Genomic DNA, 22119 nt, shown 5'->3' on the forward strand with positions numbered 1-22119 from the left:
AGGCTGTGTTCTCGAGATTGTCCACTACATCCGTTACAACGCGCGCGCCGCGCGTCGGATTGCCTGCGGCGGCTGGCCGTAGGCGCGCAGAAATGCGCGCCGCATCCGCTCGGTGTCGATAAAACCGGTATCGGCCGCGACCGCTTCCATCGAATGACGGCCCGCTTCGAGCATCGCGCGCGCGGCTTCGACGCGCAATGCCTCGATCGCCTTGGCCGGCGACTGCCGGGTCTCGTCGCGAAACGCACGGCTGAATTGGCGCGGACTCAGATGCGCGATGTCGGCGAGTTGTTCGACCGTCAATGGCTCGTGCAGATGGCTTTTCGCATACGAGAGCGCGTTCTGGATGCGGTCCGATTTCGGCTCCAGGTCGAGCATGGCCGAGAATTGTGACTGGCCGCCAGTGCGCCGGTGATATACGACGAGTTTCTTCGCGATCGCCCGCGACACGTCCACGCCGAGATCGCTTTCGACCAGCGCGAGACACAGGTCGATGCACGCGGTCATGCCAGCCGACGTCCATACCGAACCGTCGACGATAAAAATGCGGTCGTCGTCGACCCGCGTGTCCGGAAAGCGCTGTTGTAGCGCGCGCGCGTGAAACCAGTGGGTGGTCGCGTGGCGGCCGTCGAGAATGCCGGCTTCAGCCAGCGCGAACGCGCCGGTGCAGATGCTGGCGGTGCGCCGCGACGCGGCGAGTGCGTCATTCAGAAATGCCAGCATGCCCGGCGACGACGGCGCGATCTGCATCGCCCCGGTGACGACCACGGTGTCATACGCCGGATCGCCGAACGGCCGCGTGGCGATTTCCACGCCGGACGAACTGCGCACCATGCCGCCGTGTTCGGAAATCACCTCGACCTCGTACTCCGGCTGGCCGGCCTCCAGGTTCGCCAGTTCGAACACCGAGACCGCGACCATATCGAGGATCTGAAAGCCGGGAAACACCACCACGCCGATCTGCTTCATCGCGATGTCCTGAAACGAGGTAAATACGACATTTGAGTCAAAAGCCTACGCGCCTAGACTTGTCTCGTCAACAGCGCCACACCGAGCCGAAAACGACGCGGCGGCGCGGTTTTACGGCGTATCTCATCAATCGGACAGGGCAGGGGCGCGATGCGCCAAGCCCGTAAGGAGCGCTTCAAATGGCAACGCGAGCAGGCAATGAAAGCAAAGGGACCGCCCTGGTGACGGGCGCGTCGTCGGGGATCGGCGCGGTGTACGCGGACCGCCTCGCGCGGCGCGGCTACGATCTGATTCTGGTCGCACGCGACGGTCAGCGGCTCCAGGGTCTCGCTGAGCGGCTGACGCGGGAAACCGGACGCCATGTCGATACCGTCAGCGCGGATCTGACCGTGAAGGCCGACGTGCGCCGCATCGAGGAACGGCTGCGCGCGGATCGCGCGATCACGATGCTGGTCAACAATGCGGGCGTCGGCGCGACGGCCTCGCTGATCGACTCGGATGTCGACGAACTCGAAAAGATGATCGACCTGAACGTGACCGCGCTCACGCGTTTGACGGCGGCGGCGGTGCCGGGCTTCGTCGAACGGGGAAATGGCGTCGTGATCAATATTTCGTCGATCGTGGCACTGTCGCCGGAACTGCTGAACGGGACGTACAGCGGCACCAAGGCGTACGTGCTGAACCTGACGCAATCGCTGCATCACGAAGTGGGCGACAAGGGCGTGCAGTTGCAGGCGGTATTGCCGGGCGCCACCAGCACGGCTTTCTGGGACCGTGCGGGGCTGGCCGTCGAACATCTGCCCGCGCAGATCGTGATGACCGCCGACGACATGGTGGACGCCGCGCTCGCCGGTCTGGACCAAGGCGAACTGGTGACGATCCCGTCGCTGCCGGACGCGGCCGATTGGGACCGTCTGAACAGCGCGCGCCAGCACTTGCAGCCGAATCTGTCGCACAAGGTGCCGGCCGAGCGTTATCGCCGCGCCAAGATCGCCGCCTGACGGCGCCGGTCGGCGCTAGCGCGAGAACTGGAGCTAGCGGCCGTCGCACAACAGACACGGACTGACGCACGGACGCCCGGCGCGCCTTACCGCCAGTCCGTCGCCACGTCGTCGGGATCGGCCAGCGTCAATCCCGACGCGGGCAACGGCAGCGCCGTCTTGTAGCGCACCTGCTTGAGCGCGAAGCTCGACCGGATATTGGAGATGCCCGGAATTTTCGTCAGATGATCGACGATGAACCGTTCGAGCGTCTGCATGTCCGGCATCACCACGCGCAGCAGATAATCGGCATCGCCGGTCATCAGGTAGCACTCCATCACCTCGGGCCGCTCGGCAATTGCCTGCTCGAAGCGCAACAGCGCATCCTCAACCTGTTTTTCCAGGCTCACCTGAATAAACACGTTGATGCGCAGCCCGAGCGGCTCCGGGTTCAGCAGCGTGACCTGCTGCTTGATGAGGCCGAGCTTTTCGAGCGCCCGCACGCGATTGAAGCAGGGCGTCGGCGACAGATTCACCGAACGCGCCAGGTCCGCATTGGTGATGCGCGCATTCTGCTGCAACTGGCTCAGGATCCCGATGTCGATGCGGTCCAGCCGTCGGGGTGACGTGCTCATAGATGAAATATTCCGTGACGGGCGATAAAACCGGAATAAATAGCCTATCCTAAGGCACAACCACAAGCAAATGAGATGCTCATTTTGCGGGCACGTAGCTACCATGGAATCACTCGATCCTGAGCCGAACGCGTCGAAGCGGGAGTGGTGTGATGACGGATTTGTCCAGTGGTAGCGAGCAGTTGCGGTCGTTGAACGAGCCGGTTGTCGACAGCGCGGAGCCGCGCGATGCGGTCACCAGCGCCGACACCCACATCGACCCCGACCCGCAGGAAACCGCCGAATGGCTGGAAGCGCTCGACGCGGTCGTCGAGCACGTCGGCCGCGAGCGCGCGCAGTTTCTGTTCGACCGGCTCGCGAGCCATGCGCTGACGCTCGGCGTCGAATCGGCGCGCAGCAACGTCACGCCGTACCAGAACACGATCCCATTCGACCAGCAGCCGCGCTATCCGGGCGACCTCGAACTCGAAGAACGGCTCGCCGGCGCGCTGCGCTGGAACGCGCTCGCGATGGTGATGCGCGCGAACCAGGCTTACGGCGAACTGGGCGGCCATATCGCGAGCTACGCGTCGGCGGCGGACCTGTTCGAAGTCGGCTTCAACCATTTTTTCCGCGCCGCTGCGCCGGACGGCGAGCCGGGCACGGGCGACCTCGTCTACTTCCAGCCGCATTCGTCGCCGGGCGTGTATGCGCGGGCTTACCTCGAAGGCTTCCTGTCCGACGAGCACCTGCGGCATTACCGCCGCGAGATCGGCGGGCCGGGCTTGTGTTCGTATCCGCATCCGTGGCTGATGCCGGACTTCTGGCAGTTCCCGACCGGCTCGATGGGCATCGGCCCGATCAACGCGATCTACCAGGCGCGCTTCATGCGGTACCTCGCCAACCGCGGCCTCGCACAAACGGCGGGGCGCAAGGTGTGGGGCTTCTTCGGCGACGGTGAAATGGACGAGCCCGAATCGACCGGCGCGCTGTCGATCGCCGCGCGCGAAGGGCTCGACAACCTGGTGTTCGTGATCAACTGCAATTTGCAGCGGCTCGACGGTCCGGTGCGCAGCAACGGCCGCATCATCGACGAACTGGATGCGCACTTCGTTGGCGCCGGCTGGAACGTGATCAAGGTCGTGTGGGGCTCGGACTGGGACGCGCTGTTCTCGCGCGACCGCACCGGCGCATTGCTGCGCGCGTTCGCGCAAACCGTCGACGGCCAGTTCCAGACCTTCTCCGCGAACGACGGCGCGTACAACCGCGAGCGCTTCTTCGGCCAGAACCCGGAGCTTGCCGCGCTCGCCGCGCAATTGAGCGACGACGACATCGACCGCTTGCGCCGCGGCGGTCATGACGTGCGCAAGCTGCACGCGGCTTACGCGAAGGCGCTCGCGCATCGCGGCCAGCCGACGGTGATCCTCGCGAAGACGATGAAGGGCTTCGGCATGGGCGCAACGGGCCAGGGCCGCATGACCACGCATCAGCAGAAGAAGCTCGGCTTCGACGACCTCAAAGCGTTTCGCGACCGCTTCCGCCTGCCGCTCAGCGATGCGGATGTCGAGCAACTGACGTTTTACAAACCAGCGGAAGACAGCCCGGAAATGCAGTACCTGCATGCACGCCGGGCGGCTCTCGGAGGCTATCTGCCCAGAAGGCGGCGAGCTGCATCGGCGGGGCTGATCGTCCCGCCGGTGTCCTCATGGGGGCAATTCGCGCTGGACGCGAACGGCCGCGAGATGTCCACGACGATGGCGTTGGTACGCATGCTCACTGCGTTGCTGAAAGACGCGCAGGTCGGTCCGCGCGTGGTGCCGATCGTCGCCGACGAGGCACGCACGTTCGGCATGGCGAACATGTTCCGCCAGGTCGGCATCTATTCGCCGCTCGGACAGCTGTACGAGCCGGAAGACCTCGGCTCGATGCTGTACTACCGCGAGGACACGCAGGGGCAGATTCTCGAAGAGGGCATTTCGGAGGCGGGCGCGGTGTCGTCGTGGATCGCGGCGGCCACGTCGTACAGCGTGCACGATCTGCCGATGCTGCCGTTCTACATCTACTACTCGATGTTCGGTTTCCAGCGCATCGGCGACCTGATCTGGGCGGCGGCCGACCAACGCGCGCGCGGTTTCCTGATCGGCGCGACGTCGGGCAAGACGACGCTCGGCGGCGAGGGCTTGCAGCATCAGGACGGTTCGAGCCATTTGGCTGCATCGACGATTCCGAACTGCCGCGCGTACGATCCCGCGTTCGCGTACGAGGTGGCCGCGATCGTCGACGAAGGGATACGCGAGATGGTCGAAGCGCAACGCGACGTGTTCTATTACATCACCGTGACGAACGAGAACTACGCGCAGCCTTCGGTGCCGGGTGGTGATCTCGCGGTGATGCGGGAAGGGATTCTGAAGGGCATCTATCCGCTGGCCGGCGCTCACGCGCATGAAGCAGCGCAAGTGCAATTGCTCGGCGCGGGCGCGATTCTCGGCGAGGTGATCGCCGCGCAGCAGATGTTGCGTGACGAGTGGCGGATCGACGCCGCCGTGTGGAGCGTGACGAGCTTCAGCGAATTGCAGCGCGACGGCATGGCGGCGGAACGGCTCGCGCGTCTGGGCGAAGCGGACGATGCGCCGTATGTCACGCGAGCGCTCGCAGACTCGCGAGGGCCGGTGATTGCCGCGACGGACTATGTTCGCGCGGTGCCCGAGCTGATTCGCGCGTATGTGCCGCGCCGCTACGTGACGCTCGGCACCGATGGCTTCGGCCGCAGCGATACGCGCCAGGCGTTGCGCGAGTTCTTCGAAGTGGACCGCAAGGCGATCGTGCTGGCCGCGTTGAAGGCGCTCGCGGACGAAGGCGCAATCGAGGCTCGCGTGCTGGACGAAGCGCGCGGCAAATATCGCGGTGATGCGCCGGTCGGTGCGGCGCCGTGGCAATGCTGAGTAGTGGGCCTGGCTGAGAAGAGGGTTTGACAAGCGGGTAGGGTGCAAGCGACGCGAATCGCCCATTACGCCGCGAAAAAAAAACGCGCCCGGTAAACCTCCCGGACGCGTTTTTCGTTCGCACGCAGCGGGTTCATTGACACCGCTGCCGCCCGCCGCGATCACCCACTCACCGCCACCTGATTCTTCCCATCCCGCTTCGCGCGATACAACCCGACGTCGGCGGCTTCGATCAGCGTCGTCACCGGCTCAGTGGACGACGGCACGAGCGTCGCCGCGCCGATGCTGATCGTCACCACGCCGGTCGCCGAACCCGAATGTGGGATCGCGAGCCCTTCGATCGCGAGGCGGATCTTTTCCGCGAGCAGATGCAAGCCGCCCGCCGATGTTCCCGGCACCACCACCGCGAACTCCTCGCCGCCGAAGCGCGCCGCGAGATCGGGCGAGCGTCCGAGGCACGACTCGACCGTTTGCGCGACGCGTTTGAGCACCTCGTCGCCGGCGACGTGTCCGTAGGTGTCGTTATAGGCCTTGAAGTTGTCCACATCGATCATCAGGAAGCCGAGGCCGGTTTTGTCGCGCGTGCCGCGACGCCATTCGGCGGCCAGATACTGATCGAGGTAGCGGCGGTTCGACAAACCCGTCAGCCCGTCCGAATGCGTGAGCCGCTGTAATTCGAGGTTGGTCGCGAGCAACTGCTGTTGCGATTGGCGCAGCGCCTGGTAAGCCTCGTCGCGCTGCAGCAGGTTCAGATACGAGCGCGAGTGGTAGCGAATCCGCGCGATCAGCTCGATACGATCCGGCAGCTTCACCAGATAGTCGTTCGCGCCGGCGGCAAAGGCCGCGCTTTTCACGAGCGGCTCTTCCTTCGTCGACAGCACGATGATCGGGATGTCACGCGTCGCCGGATTCTGCCGGTATTGCCGCACCAGCGTGAGCCCGTCGGTGCCCGGCATCACGAGGTCTTGCAGGATCACGGTCGCGCGCGTTTCCTCGGCGCACAGCACCGCCTCTTCGGGCGACGCGCAATAGTGGAAGTCGACGCTCGCTTCATCGGCCAGCGCCTGGCGGATCGCCTCGGCGATGATCGCCTGGTCGTCGACCAGCAACACCATGATCGGGCACTCGGCGGCGGGCGGATTACCGAGGATGCGCGCCAACGCGTCGTCGACGGCGAGGTTGGGCGCGTCCTCCGCGAGTGCCTGCGCAGTCGCGTCGTGTTCTGCGAGGCCTCGCGCGGCGGCATTCTGATGCGGTTTAGGAGTGTCCATGATGTTCAGCCAGAATGAATGTCAGTGAATCGGCTCGTCGGTGTTGGCCAGGGTGCGTTCTATCGTGCATTCACCGCCGCGGCGAGCGCGGCGGCAATCCGTGGCAACGGCAGGATCGAGGCGGCCGCGTTGAGCGCGGCGGCCGCCTTCGGCATGCCGTACACCGCGCTGGTCGCCTCGTCCTGCGCAATGGTGTGATAGCCCTTGGTGCGCATCGCCTTGAGTCCGATCGCGCCGTCGCGGCCCATGCCGGTCAGCAGCACGCCGATCGCGCGCGCGGGCCAGCGTGCCACCAGGCTGTGAAAAAACACGTCGACGGAAGGGCGGTACGGCGTCTCTTCCGGCACGCGCGTATAGCCGAGCACGTCGGGTAGCTTCAGATGCAGATGATCGTCGGTGGCGGCGAGCAACACCACGCCCGCTTGCGGCCGGTCGCCTTCGCGCGCGATCCGCACCGGCAGCGCCGATTGCTGGTTCAGCCAGTCCGCCATGCCGGCGGCGAACGCCGCGTCGACGTGCTGCACGATCACGACCGCCGCGTTGAAGTCCTTCGGCAGCCCGGCGAGCAGCGTCGCGAGCGCGGCCGGTCCGCCCGCCGATGCGCCGATCGCCACCAGCGGCATATCGCGATTCGTCGCGCGCGCGCTGCTCGCCGATGCCGCCGCGCCCGGCGCATGGCGTTCCTTGACGAGCGCGCCGATGCGGTCGATCTTCGCGAGCAGCGTGGCGATGCTCCTGTGCGCATCGGGGCCGCTCAGCGACGGCGTGTCGACGGCGTCGAGCGCGCCCGCGCCCATCGCTTCGTAGACGCGCCACGCGTTAGCGCCCACGTCGACGGTGACGATCAGGATCGCGCACGGCGCGCGCGCCATGATGCGGCGCGTGGCCTCGATCCCGTCGACGTTCGGCATCACGAGGTCCATCAGCACGATGTCGGGCCGTTGCGCGGCGCAGAAATCGACCGCCTGCAGGCCGTCCTGCGCGACCCACAGCAAGTCGTAATCGGCACGCGCCGAGAGCGCGCGTCGCAGCGCCTCGACGGCGAGCGGCATGTCGTTGACGATTCCGATCTTCATCCGTTTTACCCGTAGGCCTCGCCGATCAAATCACGCACTGCATCGAGCAGCGCTTCGTCATGAAAGCTGCCTTTCGCCAGATAATAATCCGCGCCGGCGTCGAGGCCCGCGCGCCGATCTTCTTCGCGATCCTTGTACGACACGATCATCACCGGTAGTGCGTGCAATTGCGGATCGCGCTTGATTAGCGTGACGAGTTCGATGCCGTCCATGCGCGGCATGTCGATATCGGTGATGACGAGATCGAAGCGCTCGCCGCGCACCGCGTTCCAGCCGTCCATGCCGTCGACGGCAATCGTCACGTCGTAACCGCGCGTGGCCAGCAGCTTGCGTTCGAGCTCGCGCACGGTGAGCGAATCGTCGACCACCAGCACGCGCCGCGCGGCGCGTTGCGCGCTCAAGGCGCCGCCGTGCTGCGCGTGCTTCAGGGCGCCACCGGCCACCAGCCGTTCGACCGAACGCAGCCAGTCGTCGACATCGGCGATCAGTACCGGATCGCCGTTCTCCATCAGCGCGCCCGCCGTGATGTTGCGGATCTTGCCCAGCCGCGGGTCAAGCGGCTGCACGACCAGCATCCGCTCACCGAGAAAACGGTCGACCACCACGCCGTAGGTTTGCGGACCGTCGCCGATCACCATCATGCAGACGGCGCCGCTGTCGTCGGCGGGCGGCGCGGTGTCGAGAATCTGATGCGCGGTGACGACGCCGATGCGCTGCCCGGCGAACGCGATGTGCTGATGGCCTTCGAGCAGTTCGATGTCCGCGCGGTTCACCTGCAACGTGCGATTCACGTGCGCGAGCGGGACCGCGTACGGCTCGCCGGCGACTTCAATCAACAGGCTGCGGATCACCGACAGCGTGAGCGGCAACTGCAATTGCACCCGCGTGCCGAGGCCCGGCTCATGCGTGATCCGCACCGTGCCGCGCACGCGCTTGACGACGTCGTGGACCGCATCGAGTCCGACGCCGCGGCCCGATACTTCGGTCACCTGATCGCGCAGCGAGAAGCCGGGCAGAAACAGGAATTCGAGCAGCTCGGCTTCAGAGAGACGCGCGGCGGTTTCCTCGCTCGCCAGTTTCTTGCGCACGATCGACGCACGCAGCGCGTCGAGATCGATGCCCGCGCCGTCGTCGGATACGGTAATCAGCAACGCGCCGGCGGTGTGGCGCGCGTCGAGCGTGAGCGTGCCTTCTTCCGGCTTGCCGCGCGCGAGCCGCACGGCGGGCGCCTCGATGCCGTGGTCGAGCGCGTTGCGCAGCATGTGACCGAGCGGCGCTTCGAGCAGATCGAGAATGTCGCGGTCGACCTGGGTCGATTCGCCGACCAGTTGCCAGCGCACTTGCTTGCCGAGCGATCGCGCGACGTCGCGCACCATCCGCGCGAGCCCGCCGGTGCCGTCACCGAACGGACGCATCCGGCATTGCAGCGCGGCGTCGTAAAGCTGTTGCGACAGATGCGTCGAGCGTCGATCGAAGCTCTCCAGATCGGCTAGCCGGTCGGCGAGCAGATGTTGCGATTCGGCGGTGAGGCGGCGCAGTTCTTCAAGCGCGGCTTGCGCGCGCGGATCGAGCTTCAGATCGGCGAGCGTTTCGTGCAACTGATCGAGCGCGCGCGTGCTGTCGCGCTGGACGCGCTTGACCCGCAGCATCGATTGCGCGAAGGGTTTCAGCCAGCGCGATTCGACCAGCGATTCGCCGGACAGCGACAGTAGCCGGTCGAGGTTATCGGCGCGCACGCGCAGCATGCGGCCAGGTTCGGTGGTGTTGCTGCCGGTGCTTGCGGGCACGGGCGGTATGTCGGTCGTGACGTTCGCGGGGCTTTCGAGGTTCAGCGGTATCGCGGGTGTGGCGGATGTGGCCGTCGCTGTGGCTTCGGCGCGTAGCGCGTCGGCCAGCAGGTTGAAGGCTGCATCGGAATCGCCAGCGGCATCTGCGGATGTGTCGGTGCGTGCCGCTGGCGCTCCGACGACCGCACGAGGCGCAGGCGTCGCAACCACCGGCGACGCCACGTCCCGCCGCAACGCCGACCCATGCGGCGCCACGCCCGCCATGCGCGCCTGCAGCGCAGCTACGCAGGCGCTGACCGCGTCGCGCGCGGACTCGTCTTCATCGTTGCCGATGCGCGCGATGATATCGACGCCACGCAGCAGTTCATCGATCCACGCGGCGTCGAGCAGCACGCGGCCTTCCTGCGCGGCGACGAAGCAGTCCTCCATCGCATGCGCGAGTTCGACGCCGACCTGCACGCCGACGATGCGTGCCGCTCCCTTCAGCGAATGCGCGGCGCGCATGCACGCTTCGAGCGCGGCGGCATCGCCGGGCGTGCGGTCGAGCACGAGCAGGCCGTCATTGAGCACGCGCGCCTGGGTGCGCGCTTCCTCGCGGAAGAGATCGATCAGCGAAGGACGGCGCGGATCGTCGATCATCCGAGACTCCGGTTCAGCGTGTCGAACAGCGCGTCGGCGTCGAGCAGGCCGACGCTCATGCCGCGCCATGGCGCGACCGCGCGCGTGTGTGCAGCCGCCGTTTGCGACAGCGTCGCGGGCGGCGCGCAGAACGTGGACGGCGCGAGCCAATGCACGCCGTCGACCTGATCGACGGGAAACACCGCGTGCTCTTCCGCGCGTGACACCACCAGCAGACGCGGCAGATCGTGCCGCACGCGCTCGTCGCGCACGGCACTGTCGGTTTCGAAACCGAGCAGATGCGCGAGCGACAGACACACCAGCAATTCGCCCTGCACATTGACCACGCCGAGCACCGCGCGATGCTGCCGATGCGGCAGCGTGTGAATGGGCCGCGTCTGCACGATGCGTTTGAAGATCGGCGTAGGCAGCGCGAGCCATTCGCCGCCGATACGGAACACGAGGAACGATTCGTTCGCCCCATGCGCGTCGTGCCGCTGTTGCACCGGTGCGCGCAGTTCGTGGCGCGACAGATCCACGCGCGGAATCGGCTGTTCGAGCAGTTTGGCAGCAGCGGCTTCGAACACGGGGCAATTGAGGCAGCGCACGTACTCGACCAGCCGCTCGCACGACGAATCGCCGCGCACGCCGATGCGGTTCCAGCAATCGTCGAAGCCCACTCCGCGAACGTCAGTCACGTGGCGCTCCCTGCGCGCGCGACGCGCGTTGCATCAAACGGCGCGCGCCATCGCGATCGCCTTCGAGTTCGAGCAGCGCCGCCAGATGCGCGAGTGCTTCCGCGTGCTGAGGATCGAGATACAGCGCCTTGCGATACTGGCCGCGAGCGAGATTCGTATCGCCGTTAGCGTCGGCCAGCACGCCGAGCAGATAGAACGCGTCCGCGTGCGGCGCGTGCAACTCCAGATACGCGTTGATCGCGGCGGCCGCTTCCGCGAGGCGGCCGGCGTCGGCGAGGGCGTGCGCGGCTTGCAACGTGTCACGTGCGGCCGTGGTCGGCGCGTTAGCCGGCTGATTGATGAGTGGATTCAGCGAGCCGTTCAGCGGCGCATTCAGCGCTGCGTTGGTCCGAGGTGCGTGCACGTCGTGCACTGGCGACGCGGGCATCGATGGCTTGCCTGTATGCGCAGCGAGACCGTTGTTGAACGAAGCGAACCGCGTCGCACCGTCGAGCGACGTCGTACGCGTACTGCCGTCGAGCGGCGCGGGCCGCGTCATCTCGTCGAACGTCGTTCGCGCGACCGGATCGGGCCACGCAAAAGGCTCGGCGGAAAATGCGTGCGCAGGCGAGAGCGCGGGCACCGGCGAATGCGTCATCGCGAGGGCGGCGGCGCTCGCGAGCGGCGCGGTATGCCAGCCGTGCCACGGTGCATCGGCGGGGGCGGCGCGCTGGAACGCGAACGCCAGCGGAATCTTCACGGACTGCATGCCGTGACGCATCAGCAGCCCGGTTTCCGCCGGCCCGACGAACAGCGTGCCGTTTTCGGCGAGCACGCTAGTGAGCGCATGCAACGCGGTCTGCTGCGTTTCGCGATCGAAGTAGATCAGCACGTTGCGGCAGAACACGAAATCGTAGACACCGAGCGCCGCCGCGTCGAGCTGCATCAGATTGGCGCGCGAAAAGCGCACCGCGTCGACGATGCGCGGCGCGAGACGCCAGCCGTCTTCGGTGCGCGTGAAGTGTGCGTCGCGAAACGCCAGCGCATTGCCGCGAAACGAATTGCGCCCGTAGATCGCGCGCTGCGCGAGCGCGAGCGAACGTTCGCTGATATCCATCGCGTCGATGCGCAGCCGCGCGGCGTCGATGCCTGCGTCGAGCAGCGTCATCGCGATCGTGTACGGCTCTTCGCCGGTCGAGCAGGGCAGGCTCAGGATGCGCAGCGGCAGTCCCGCCGCGCGATCGAGAAGGCGTTCGTGCGCGAGTCGCGCGAGCGCTTTGAACGCGTCGGCGTCGCGGAAGAACCAGGTCTCCGGCACCACGACGGTTTCGATCAGCGCCTGCACCATTGCGGGCGTAGCCTGCGCCGCGTCCCAGTAGTCGGCGAGCGTCGCGCCGGTGTGACCGTCCGCGTACCACGCGGCCGCGCGCTGGTCGACCGCGCGCTCGATCGCGTTATGGCCGAGCGACGCGGCGTCGAGCCCCATAGTCCGATGCAGCAACTCGGCGAAGCGCCGATAAAGCGGCGCGTTGTCGTGATGCGCGTTCATGCGTGCGCCACGGGAAACAGCAGCGCCTGGACGTCGTCGGGCAGCAGATGCTCGACGCGGACCCACTGCACGAAGCCGCCCGCATCGCTCGCGACCGGGCCGAGATAGCGCGCGTGCGGTATGTCGATGCCGGTCTCGTGAAATGCTTCTGTATCCAGACGAATCGTGCGGGTCGCGCCTTCGAGCAGCAGCGCGAGCAGCCGTACCGTGCCCGCGTGCGGATAGCGCACCAGCACGACGCGCGTCGACATCAGTTGCGCGGCCGGGCGGCCGAGCGCCAGCGCCGGCAGATCGATCACCGGCAGCGGCGCGCCCTCGTGGTCGAGCACGCCCGCCACCCACGACGGCGCGCCGGGGATTGTCTTCGGCGGCGACTGCGGCGTGAGCGGCATCAGACGCTCTACCTGCGTCGCGTCGATCACGTAGCGTTCGCTATCGAGCGTGAAGAGGATGAAGAGCATCGGCGTGTGCGCGGGCGGTGATGAGGATGACGCTGACGGTTCGCCTCGCGGCGCGCGTCAGGCCACTACCTTGAAGCGCGACACGCCGGTGCGCAGACTGTTGGCGACGTGCGTCAGATCGTCGATCGCCTGGGTCGACTGGCGCAGCGATTCGGCCGTCTGCTGCGCGGCCTCCGACAATTGCGTCAACGCCTGGGTGATCTGCTCGGCGCCGGTCGCCTGGGTCTGCATGCCTTCGTTGACCATCGAGAAGCGCGGCGCGAGCTGCTGCACCTGCTGGATGATCTGCGTGAGATGGCCGCCGACGTTCTGCACGTCGAGCATGCCACGCCGCACTTCCTCGGAGAACTTGTCCATCCCCATTACGCCCGCTGCCACCGCCGACTGGATCTCCTTGACCATCTGTTCGATGTCGTAAGTCGCGACGGCGGTCTGGTCGGCGAGGCGACGGATCTCGGTCGCCACGACCGCGAACCCGCGGCCGTATTCGCCGGCTTTTTCCGCTTCGATCGCCGCATTCAGCGACAACAGGTTCGTCTGGTCGGCGACCTTCGTGATGGTGGCGACCACCTGGTTGATATTGCTGGCCTTCTCGTTGAGGATCGCGAGCTTCGCGTTGACCGAGCCGGCCGCTTCCATCACGAGGCGCATGGTTTCTTCCATGCGCGCGAGACCGGCGTGGCCGGTGCCCGCGAGCGCGGCCGACTGGCCCGCCACTTCCGACACTTCGTTCATCGTGCGCAGCAGGTCGCGCGAGGTCGCGAAGATTTCACGCGACGTCGCGCCGATCTCGGTCGTGGTGGCGGCGGTTTCGTTCGCGGTGGCCTGCTGTTCGCGCGAGGTCGCCGCGATTTCCGTCACCGACGTCGTGACCTGCATCGCCGATTTCTGCGCCTGGCCGACCAGCGCCGTGAGTTCGTCGGTCATCCGGTTGAAGCCGGCTTCGAGCGCGCCGATCTCGTCCGCGCGATTCAGTTGCAGACGTTGCGTCAAATCGCCCGTCCGCATCACGTCGACCACTTGCAGCACCTTGGCCATCGGCTTGGTCACCGCGCGCAGCAGCCAGTAACCGGCCAGCACCGCGACGATCGCGGCGAGCAGCATCATCACGAGCAACACGATGCGAGTCGTCTCTACCGAGTTGCGGATGCTGTCGGCGGATTGGTCGGCGTAACTCTTGTTGTCTTCCACCAGCTTGCGCACCGACAACCGCCCGGTTTCCCAGATCGGCGTGAGTTGCGTGTTGAAGACACGCGTGGCGTCGTCCTTCGACGCCGGCAGGCTGTTCAGCAACGCCGTCTGGATCGGCAGATATTGCGCGTGTTGCTGGCGGAAATGATTGAACAGGTCGCGGTCCACCTGCCGGAAGATCGTCGCGCCGTATTCATCGAGGAGTTTTTGCAGCGTCTGCTGCGTCTCCTGCAAACGCGCGGTGTCGCGCTTGACGGAGTCGGGATCGGCGTCGACGTAGACGAGACGCTGCGTCACCGAGTAGTTCTCGAACCAGGCCGCGCGCATTGCGGTCGCGTAGTAGAGGCCGGGCATCGAGTCCTGCTGCTGGCTCTTCGCGTCGCGGTCGATAGCGCCCAGTTGCTGGAAAGTGACGATCGCCATTGCCAGCATCACGATCAGCACGATCCCAAAGCTGCACAGAATTCGTTGCCGGATGGTCCATTGTTTCACGCGCACGCCCCTTACTTTTGGCTTTGTCTCGACCCGGCTTGCCGACGCTGGGCCGCGGCCGGGGTCGATGGGTCGGAAAGCTTTGCGGGTCGTCGGATTTGTCCGACGGCTTATGCGGCGAATTTTACATTGATCGGGAGCCAGTTTCGCATTTAGCGATTTGTGCATGCGAGCGGCATACGTGCGCCGTCTTGCGCGCTTGTAACGTAATGTTCCGTTACCACTTGCAGCATCTATTTCCACGCGCGCCCTTCACAATCCTTTCCATGCCTGAACGGCGGGAGCTGAAAATGAAAAAGATCGCAGTGGCGTTGTTGATGGTGGGAAGTTTGAGTGTGACGGGGCAGGCGTCGGCGCATGGCCATGGCGGCGGCGATGTGGTCGGCGCGCTGATCGGCGGGGCCGTGCTGGGCGCAGTGGTGAGTTCAGTGCTGACTCCCGCGCCGGTGGTCGCTTATCAACAACCTGTTTATGCTCAGCCGGCCTATCAGCCCGCACCGGTCTATGCGGGACCGCCGCCGGGATACTGCTATGACCCGTACCAGCGCGGCTATGTCGCCTGCGCTGCGCCGCCGCAACAGCAGTACGGGTATGGGCAGCCGCAACCGCAACCGGGTTGGTGATCGGGGCGCCTGAGCTCTTCGAGCTCGCGTTCGCCGCGCGTCACGGAAAAAGGCCGTCGCTCGATGCGACGGCCTTTGCATTTGATGTACCGCTCAGGTTGGCTCAATGTCTGTGATGCAGCCACTCCGCATAGTGCGTGTCGAGCCAGCGCTCGAGCCTTGGAGGCTTCGCGTTGCGGTGATAGAGGGACGCCGCCCAGATGGCGAGGCCTACCACGATCATGACGGCAGGCCCGAGCAAATAAGCGATCAACGATTCAGACATCGGAACCTCCGTATCGGCTTGCATCGATTGCTTCAGTTTAGGCGATGGGAATGGGGGAAAGAAGAGCAGTGTGAGGGGAGTGTGGGATCGGTTTCGAGCGAAGTAAAAGCCGGGCTCTGAAACCTGCTGTGCGGCCTAATTCTCTTTTAAAGCAGAGGATTGATCCAGGCATTGTTTCGCCTGTGTACCATCGTTGGTCGCCGTGAAGCGGCCACGCTCTCTCAGGCCCCGCCGCTCGCAGCGTGCCGCGCGGCTTGAATCTGTCGGTCGACAAAGTCCGCCCAGCCTTGCAGGAGTCGCCGCTGCTGCGCCGCGTTATCGGCCTGCGACACACCTTCCGCCGCGAGCGCCGACGAGCGATCGAGCGCGTCATCGCGTTGCGCGATCTCGTGCAGGTGCGTCGAAGCCGTGCGCCGGAAGTCATGCAGCACGAAATGTTCGACCTCCAGCCCAAGCGCCTTGACCGCTTGATTCAGCGTGCTCTTTGCGATGGGCCGGTCGTCGCCGCGGACGCTCGGGAATACGAAGTTTCGGCTGGCCTTCGCGCGCTGAAGCTCGCGCAGCATCGAGACCGCCTGCCGCGGCAGATAGACGACGCGGTCCCCGCCGGTGTTCAAGCGCGCGGCGGGGATCGTCCACAGCGCATTGTCCAGATCGAATTCGGCCCACCTGGACTCCACCAGGTCCGATTTGCGCACCATCGTCAGCACCAGCAGATGCAACGCCAGCTTCAGCGGACGGCGAATGCTCGATGCGTCGATCGCGCGCAGCATGCTGCCGATTTCGTCGCCCGACAGCACGCGGGTGCGGCTGTCGAAGGTGGCGATGGAGCGCGCCGGAACGACGTCGGCCGGATTGTGGGTCGCCAGCCGCCGGGCCATCAGATACGTGTAGAGCCGTTTGACCACGTTGCGCGTATGCAGCGCCATTTTCGGCGAGCCCCGGCTTTTGATCCGCTCGCAGATGTCGACAATGTCGTCCGCGGTGACCGCGTTGATCGGCTTGCCACCGATCGCGGGCAGCACGTCCTTGTCGAGCGCGCGCCGCGTGGTGCGGCGATATTCGTCCGATTTGCCCGCGAGCGCCGTGGCGAGATAGAGCTCGGCGGCTTCGCGCAGCACGTCCGCTTTGCTTTCGGCGCCGCGATCGCGCCGAGCGGTGGCGACCGGCGAGATGCCTTGCGCAACGATCTCCGCGTATTTCTGCGCCTTGGCCCGCGCGACGCGCAGCGAGATCATCCGGTAGTCGCCGATCGTCGCGAGCGGCTGGCGCTTGCCGTTCAACGTGTAGCGGAAGCGCCAGACCTTGGTGCCGGTCGTCATGATTTCGATCACGAGGCCGTTGCCGTCCGCGACGCAATAGCGGGTGGCGCGCGGTTCGAGCGCGCGGATCTGAGATTCGGTGAGGGGGACGGCGAGGCGGGGCATGCTTGGATCGTTGATACGCGGATAGTGGCGATTTTAGCCCCTGTGCGGTCTGTGTACCAAAGATTTATGGATTTTTGTGTCTACGGTCTTTCGGTGCGGCGTGCTCGGCAGGCTGGTGAGAATTCATTGCATCTCCGTCTCACGAGCTCGGCAGGCAGACTCAAACTCCGCCGCTACTTGCCGATACAGAATCTGCTGAAAATCACTCCCAGTAAATCGTCCGAACTGAACTCACCGGTAATCGAGTTCAACTGATCCTGCGCGAGGCGCAATTCCTCGGCGAACAAATCCAGTGCCTGCGAGTTCTGATCCGCATGCGCGGCGGCCGTCGCCAGATGCTCTTCGGCGGCACGCAATGCGATCAGATGCCGCTCGCGCGCGAGGTAGACGCTTTCCGCGCCAGCCTGCCAGCCTGCGATTCGCAGCAACTCGCCGCGTAGCAGCGCCACGCCGTCCCCCTGTTTCGCCGACAGACGCACCTCGCTCAAATCGAGCTCTGCGTCGAGCGCCTGGGTCGCCGGCGCGAGGCCCGTCAGGTCCGTCTTGTTCAGCACGCGCACCACCGGCACTGCGGCCGGAAAGCGCGCGGCGATCGCCTCGTCGTCGGCGGTCATGCCGGTGCGTGCATCGAGCAGATGCAGCACCACGTCCGCGCGCTCGATCTCGCTCCACGTGCGCGCAATGCCGATCTTTTCCACCTCGTCTTCGGTATCGCGCAGGCCAGCGGTATCGATCACGTGCAGCGGAATGCCTTCGATCTGGATGGTTTGCGCGACCTTGTCGCGCGTCGTGCCGGCGATCGGCGTGACGATGGCCAGCTCGGCGCCGGCCAGCGCGTTAAGCAGCGATGATTTGCCGACGTTCGGCTGGCCCGCCAGCACGACCGACAACCCCTCGCGCAGCAACGCCCCCTGGCGCGCTTCGCTCAGCACGTGCGCGAGGCGTTCGCGAATGCGCGCGAGCTTGCCGCGCGCATCGGCGGCTTCGAGGAAGTCGATTTCCTCCTCCGGGAAGTCGAGCGTCGCTTCGACCAGCATGCGCAGCGTGATCACGTCTTCGACCAGCGCGTGGATGTCGCGCGAAAACGCGCCGTCGAGCGAGCGGCCCGCCGACCGCGCCGCGGCCTCGGTGCTCGCTTCGATCAGATCGGCGACGGCTTCGGCTTGCGCCAGATCCAGCTTGTCGTTCAGAAACGCACGACGAGTGAACTCGCCGGGCTCGGCAAGGCGCAGACCGAATGCGCGGCCGGCGTCGATGCAGCGTTGCAGCACGAGTTGCAGCACGACCGGGCCGCCGTGGCCTTGCAGTTCGAGCACGTGCTCCCCGGTGTATGAGTGCGGCGCCGGGAAATACAGCGCGATGCCGCGGTCGAGCGCTGTGCCGCTGTCGTCGAGAAATGGCACGTAACTGGCGTGGCGCGGCGCGAGCGTCTGGCCGGTGAGCGCCTGCATTAGCGGCTGGGCCGCCGCCTCTCCTGCGCGGCCGAACGAAATCCGCACGACGCCGATGCCTCCCCGGCCTGGCGCGGTGGCAATGGCGACGATGGGATCGGAATCGGTGGTAAGCATGGGAACGTGGCAAAAACGGGAGGGAAGGGCCAGACAGCGCCGGTCAATACAGCGCGAGGCATTGTAACGCGGGCGGTGAGGGCCGCCGCCTCTCGACCCAGGAAACGCGACCGCGTGGACGATTCTGCAGGCAAGTCAGATTTATCTTAAGTACGCTAGGATTATTACTACGCCGCCTAGGAAAAATTGAGATGAGATAAGACGAGCGGGACGCGGAGAAACCCGCCAGATAAAGAAAAGATGGCCTAGATCAAATTCGTCTGAACGCTTTGCCCGGCGCGCGTCACAAGCTAAAACTATCTCAAATACGCTAAGACTAAGCCTGAACGGTTGTCAACTGGGTGGACGCTGAATTGCACAATCTGGCCCATGCCAACCGATAAAGAAAAAGCCGCCTTCGCCAAGAGGCTGAAGGATCTGCTAGAGCCGCTCAAGATTCGCGGCGGGACCAAACTCGCCGAGCAATTCAATCTTCGCTATCACGGCGAGCGTCCGGTGACGCCGCAAACCGCGCACAAATGGCTCACGGGTACGACGATCCCGAAGCCGGACAAGCTGCGCACGTTAGCCGAATGGTTGAACGTCAAAGAGCATTGGCTCCATTACGGCCCGCCGCCCGGATCGAGCAACAGACCGATGGCGCGCGGCGAGAAATATCCGCCGACGCCGGAAACGATCGAGCTCGCTTCGAAGATCGCGTCGCTGGTGCCCAAAGACCGCAACCTGGTCGAGGAGATGATCGAGCGCTTTTACGGTGAAGACAACGAAGAGGAATGAATCGGCAAGACGGCTGCCCACGCTTCGTGGCGAGCATGAAAAAAGCCGCCCGGTTTGCACCGGGCGGCTTTTTTTATCGCAGCTCGGCGAGGCAGCGGCGGCTTGCATCTGCGTGGGGCGAGGCGGGCGTTGTTGCCGCCGCCTCGGAGAACCCATTACGCCGGCTTCACCGACGATTTGCCCATCATCCGCGTGATGTAGTACTGCTGCGCGATCGACAGCACGTTGTTGACCACGTAGTACAGCACCAGACCGGCCGGGAAGAAGAAGAACATGACCGAGAACGCGATCGGCATGAACATCATCATCTTGGCCTGGACCGGGTCCGGCGGCGTCGGGTTCAGCTTGGTCTGCAGGAACATCGACACGGCCATCAGCACCGGCAGAATGAAGAACGGATCCTGTTGCGACAGATCGTGAATCCACAGAATCCACGGTGCGCCGCGCATTTCCACCGACGACAGCAGCACCCAGTACAGCGAGATGAACACCGGAATTTGGATCACGACCGGCAGACAGCCGCCGAAAGGATTGACCTTCTCGGTCTTGTACAGCTCCATCAGCGCCGCGTTCATCTTTTGCGGATCGCCCTTGAAGCGTTCACGCAGCGCCTGCATGCGCGGCGTGATCGCCTTCATGCGCGCCATCGACTTGTAGCTCGCGGCCGACAGCGGGAAGAACACCGCCTTGATCAGCACCGTCAGCAGCACGATGGACCAGCCCCAGTTGCCGACATAGCTATGGATCTTCTCGAGCAGCCAGAACAGCGGCTTCGCGATGATCGTGACCCAGCCATAGTCCTTCACCAGTTCCAGACCCGGCGCGATGCCTTCGAGCATGCGCTCTTCTTCCGGACCGGCGAACAGGCGCGCGGACACGGTGGCCGTCTGGCCCGGCGCGATGGTCGGCAGCGGCTGCTTGACGCCCACGCGATACAGCGACGGATCGATCTTCTCGACGTAGATGTCGCGCTTGACACCCTGCTGCGGAATCCAGGCCGACGCGAAGTAATGCTGAACCATCGCGATCCAGCCGTTGTCGGCCGAGTTCGCGTAATCCTGCTTGTTCTTGTCGATGTCGCCGAACGTCATCTTCTGGAAGTGATGCTGGTCGGTGTAGACAGCCGGTCCGATGAACGTGTGCGAGAAGCGCGGCGTTTCCACCGGCTGATCGTCACGCACCAGTTCCATGTAGACCGACGGCGACACCGGCGTGCTGCCGACGTTCTGGATCTTCGTCTCGACGCCGATCACATAGCTGCCGCGCGTGAACGTGTAGGTCTTGATGACCTTCACGCCACCCTTCTCCGGCGACTCGAAGCTCAGGCTGAACGTTTTTTCGTCGCCCTTCAGTTCGGTCTGCTGATTCGGCATCAGCGTGAAGATGTCGTTATGGTTCGGGAAATCGCCCCCGAGCAGACCCGTGCGAGCCAGGTACGTGTGATTGTTCGTGCGGTCGAACAGTGTGATCACCAGATCCGGCGTCTTGCCGTCGCCCTGCTTGACGAGCGACAGCCGCGACAACGTGCCGCCGCGGGTATCGATCTCACCGCTATAGACATCGGTGGTGAACTTCACGAGTTGCGATTGCGTCGCCGCCGGAGCATTGCCCGGCGCGGCTGCGTTGGTGGCCGGCAGATCGGCCGGCTGGGTTCCCGGCGTCGTGGTTCCCGGTGCGGCGCTACCGACGGTCTTGGTCGGCGTGGCGCTTGGGAAGAACATCGACGGGCGTCCGTGGTCGCGTTGCCAGTTGTCGAACAGCATGACAGCTGACATGAAAAAGATGACCCATAGGACGGTGCGTTTGATATCCATGCGTTGTCTCAGTGTCGATGGAACGGCGCGTCAGCGCTTTTCAGAAGTGGGAGGCGGGACGAGATCGATGCCGCCCGCGGAAAACGGGTGGCAGCGGCAAATACGCCTGGCGGCGAGATAAGTCCCGCGCGCGGCGCCATGATACTGGATTGCTTCGCGCGCGTAATCAGAGCAGGAAGGGTAAAAACGGCACCGGTCGCCGAGCATTGGGCTCACGGCAACCTTGTAGAAACGCAATAAAGCGATGAGTACCGTTTGCATGGCTGGTGCGGCCGGACGGCGCCGCGCAACGTGGAGTACCGGGTGACGCCCGTTCAGCCGGGTGGCCGAAGCGGCCAGGACTGCTGAAACATCACTACGGGCGGTCACTTGAGCGTCATTCCGTCTTGGGCGCTTCCGCGGGCGGCGCCTCGCGACGGACAATTTCGCGCGCTGCCTTGTCGAGCAGCGCCTCGATTTCACTGCGGCACAGCGCCTTCAACGGCGGCGACGAAGCGCTCGGCAAAGCCTTCTTGTCGAAGCGCGTGTGCAAACGCAGCAGCACATCCCAACCGCCGAATTCCGCGCGACGCAGCCGGAAGGCTTCACGCGCGATTCGACGTACCAGATTACGCGTGGCCGCGCGCGGCGCATACTTCTTGCCGATCACGAGGCCCAAGCGAGCGTCGTTGCCGGTGGGCCGGCCGTACACCACGAAGTGCGCGGTGCGGCGCCACGGGCGCAAACGAAAAACGGATGAAAATTCATCCGTTTTCAGTAGCCTTGCGGCTTTGGGAAAGGCGGCGTGCGCTCGCAACGGAACCGAGCCCTGTTGCTGCGCCCCAGCCGCTCCCGCTTCGCCGCGGGCTTCGGTCACAGCGCGCAATCCGCTCGCCTTAGATAGCGAGGCGCTTGCGGCCCTTCGCGCGACGTGCGTTGATGACCTTGCGGCCACCAGCGGTCTTCATGCGAACGCGGAAGCCGTGGGTGCGCTTGCGACGGGTAACGGAAGGTTGGTAAGTACGTTTCATGTTGCTCT

General features: G+C 65.1%; 20 protein-coding genes. 4 read left to right on the forward strand and 16 right to left on the reverse strand.

Annotation, left to right across the window (positions count from 1 at the left end):
- Positions 1-33: 33 nt before the first annotated feature.
- Positions 34-969: a GlxA family transcriptional regulator gene (locus tag BGI01S_RS17565; protein WP_042327241.1), complete on the reverse strand. Its 936-nt coding sequence runs from the start codon at positions 967-969 to the stop codon at positions 34-36.
- Positions 970-1148: 179 nt separating this feature from the next.
- Between BGI01S_RS17565 and BGI01S_RS17570 the strand changes: the two genes are divergently transcribed.
- Positions 1149-1970, forward strand: a complete 822-nt coding sequence (locus tag BGI01S_RS17570; RefSeq protein ID WP_042327242.1) for an SDR family NAD(P)-dependent oxidoreductase — start codon at positions 1149-1151, stop codon at positions 1968-1970.
- Between the two features lie 86 nt (positions 1971-2056).
- Here the strand turns inward: BGI01S_RS17570 and BGI01S_RS17575 are convergent, their stop codons facing one another.
- A complete protein-coding gene (locus BGI01S_RS17575) occupies positions 2057-2584 on the reverse strand; it encodes an Lrp/AsnC family transcriptional regulator (RefSeq protein WP_042327243.1) in 528 nt (175 codons plus the stop codon).
- A gap of 152 nt (positions 2585-2736) precedes the next feature.
- Here BGI01S_RS17575 and mdeB point away from each other — a divergent pair, with 152 nt between their 5' ends.
- A complete protein-coding gene (gene mdeB / locus BGI01S_RS17580) occupies positions 2737-5505 on the forward strand; it encodes an alpha-ketoglutarate dehydrogenase (protein ID WP_042327244.1) in 2769 nt (922 codons plus the stop codon).
- A 161-nt stretch (positions 5506-5666) separates the two neighbouring features.
- On the opposite strand, the gene BGI01S_RS17585 is transcribed toward mdeB, so the two are convergent.
- From BGI01S_RS17585 to BGI01S_RS17615, 7 genes are read right to left on the reverse strand one after another with little or no spacing between them, the layout of a single operon-like run.
- The gene (locus BGI01S_RS17585; RefSeq protein WP_042327245.1) at positions 5667-6776 is read right to left on the reverse strand and encodes a diguanylate cyclase; all 1110 of its coding nucleotides are present in this window, start codon (positions 6774-6776) and stop codon (positions 5667-5669) included.
- Between the two features lie 59 nt (positions 6777-6835).
- The gene (gene cheB, locus BGI01S_RS17590; RefSeq protein ID WP_042327246.1) at positions 6836-7852 is read right to left on the reverse strand and encodes a chemotaxis response regulator protein-glutamate methylesterase; all 1017 of its coding nucleotides are present in this window, start codon (positions 7850-7852) and stop codon (positions 6836-6838) included.
- 5 nt (positions 7853-7857) lie between these two features.
- Positions 7858-10278, reverse strand: a complete 2421-nt coding sequence (locus BGI01S_RS17595) for a hybrid sensor histidine kinase/response regulator (protein ID WP_042327247.1) — start codon at positions 10276-10278, stop codon at positions 7858-7860.
- Positions 10275-10955, reverse strand: a complete 681-nt coding sequence (locus BGI01S_RS17600; protein ID WP_042327248.1) for a chemotaxis protein CheW — start codon at positions 10953-10955, stop codon at positions 10275-10277. Before BGI01S_RS17600 ends, BGI01S_RS17595 begins: the two co-directional genes overlap by 4 nt.
- A complete protein-coding gene (locus BGI01S_RS17605) occupies positions 10948-12483 on the reverse strand; it encodes a CheR family methyltransferase (protein ID WP_042327249.1) in 1536 nt (511 codons plus the stop codon). Before BGI01S_RS17605 ends, BGI01S_RS17600 begins: the two co-directional genes overlap by 8 nt.
- Positions 12480-12944: a chemotaxis protein CheW gene (locus tag BGI01S_RS17610; protein WP_042327250.1), complete on the reverse strand. Its 465-nt coding sequence runs from the start codon at positions 12942-12944 to the stop codon at positions 12480-12482. Before BGI01S_RS17610 ends, BGI01S_RS17605 begins: the two co-directional genes overlap by 4 nt.
- A gap of 57 nt (positions 12945-13001) precedes the next feature.
- Entirely contained in the window at positions 13002-14627 is a 1626-nt protein-coding gene (locus tag BGI01S_RS17615; RefSeq protein WP_042327372.1) for a methyl-accepting chemotaxis protein, read from the reverse strand.
- A 290-nt stretch (positions 14628-14917) separates the two neighbouring features.
- Here BGI01S_RS17615 and BGI01S_RS17620 point away from each other — a divergent pair, with 290 nt between their 5' ends.
- The gene (locus BGI01S_RS17620) at positions 14918-15250 is read left to right on the forward strand and encodes a hypothetical protein (protein WP_042327251.1); all 333 of its coding nucleotides are present in this window, start codon (positions 14918-14920) and stop codon (positions 15248-15250) included.
- Between the two features lie 103 nt (positions 15251-15353).
- Here the strand turns inward: BGI01S_RS17620 and BGI01S_RS30605 are convergent, their stop codons facing one another.
- The 3 genes from BGI01S_RS30605 to mnmE all read right to left on the reverse strand — a co-directional run bounded on the left by BGI01S_RS30605 (position 15354) and on the right by mnmE (position 18510).
- Complete coding sequence (locus BGI01S_RS30605) at positions 15354-15515, reverse strand: hypothetical protein (RefSeq protein ID WP_167335661.1); 162 nt, start codon at positions 15513-15515, stop codon at positions 15354-15356.
- A 221-nt stretch (positions 15516-15736) separates the two neighbouring features.
- Entirely contained in the window at positions 15737-16942 is a 1206-nt protein-coding gene (locus BGI01S_RS17630; protein WP_042327253.1) for a tyrosine-type recombinase/integrase, read from the reverse strand.
- Between the two features lie 173 nt (positions 16943-17115).
- Entirely contained in the window at positions 17116-18510 is a 1395-nt protein-coding gene (mnmE, locus tag BGI01S_RS17635; protein ID WP_042327254.1) for a tRNA uridine-5-carboxymethylaminomethyl(34) synthesis GTPase MnmE, read from the reverse strand.
- Between the two features lie 369 nt (positions 18511-18879).
- On the opposite strand from mnmE, the gene BGI01S_RS17640 reads away from it, so the two are divergent.
- The gene (locus BGI01S_RS17640; protein ID WP_042327255.1) at positions 18880-19287 is read left to right on the forward strand and encodes a transcriptional regulator; all 408 of its coding nucleotides are present in this window, start codon (positions 18880-18882) and stop codon (positions 19285-19287) included.
- A gap of 155 nt (positions 19288-19442) precedes the next feature.
- On the opposite strand, the gene yidC is transcribed toward BGI01S_RS17640, so the two are convergent.
- The 4 genes from yidC to rpmH form a co-directional block, all read right to left on the reverse strand.
- Positions 19443-21101 (reverse strand): membrane protein insertase YidC, encoded by a 1659-nt coding sequence (gene yidC, locus BGI01S_RS17645; RefSeq protein ID WP_042327256.1) that lies wholly within the window; start codon positions 21099-21101, stop codon positions 19443-19445.
- Between the two features lie 30 nt (positions 21102-21131).
- Complete coding sequence (gene yidD / locus BGI01S_RS29660; protein WP_084585410.1) at positions 21132-21362, reverse strand: membrane protein insertion efficiency factor YidD; 231 nt, start codon at positions 21360-21362, stop codon at positions 21132-21134.
- A 115-nt stretch (positions 21363-21477) separates the two neighbouring features.
- Positions 21478-21957, reverse strand: a complete 480-nt coding sequence (locus tag BGI01S_RS17650) for a ribonuclease P protein component (RefSeq protein ID WP_042327373.1) — start codon at positions 21955-21957, stop codon at positions 21478-21480.
- Positions 21958-21976: 19 nt separating this feature from the next.
- Positions 21977-22111, reverse strand: coding sequence for a 50S ribosomal protein L34 (rpmH, locus tag BGI01S_RS29665; protein ID WP_004198824.1), 135 nt, complete (start codon positions 22109-22111; stop codon positions 21977-21979).
- Positions 22112-22119: the final 8 nt, after the last annotated feature.

It is taken from the genome of Paraburkholderia ginsengisoli NBRC 100965 (assembly GCF_000739735.1).
Lineage (GTDB): Bacteria > Pseudomonadota > Gammaproteobacteria > Burkholderiales > Burkholderiaceae > Paraburkholderia > Paraburkholderia ginsengisoli.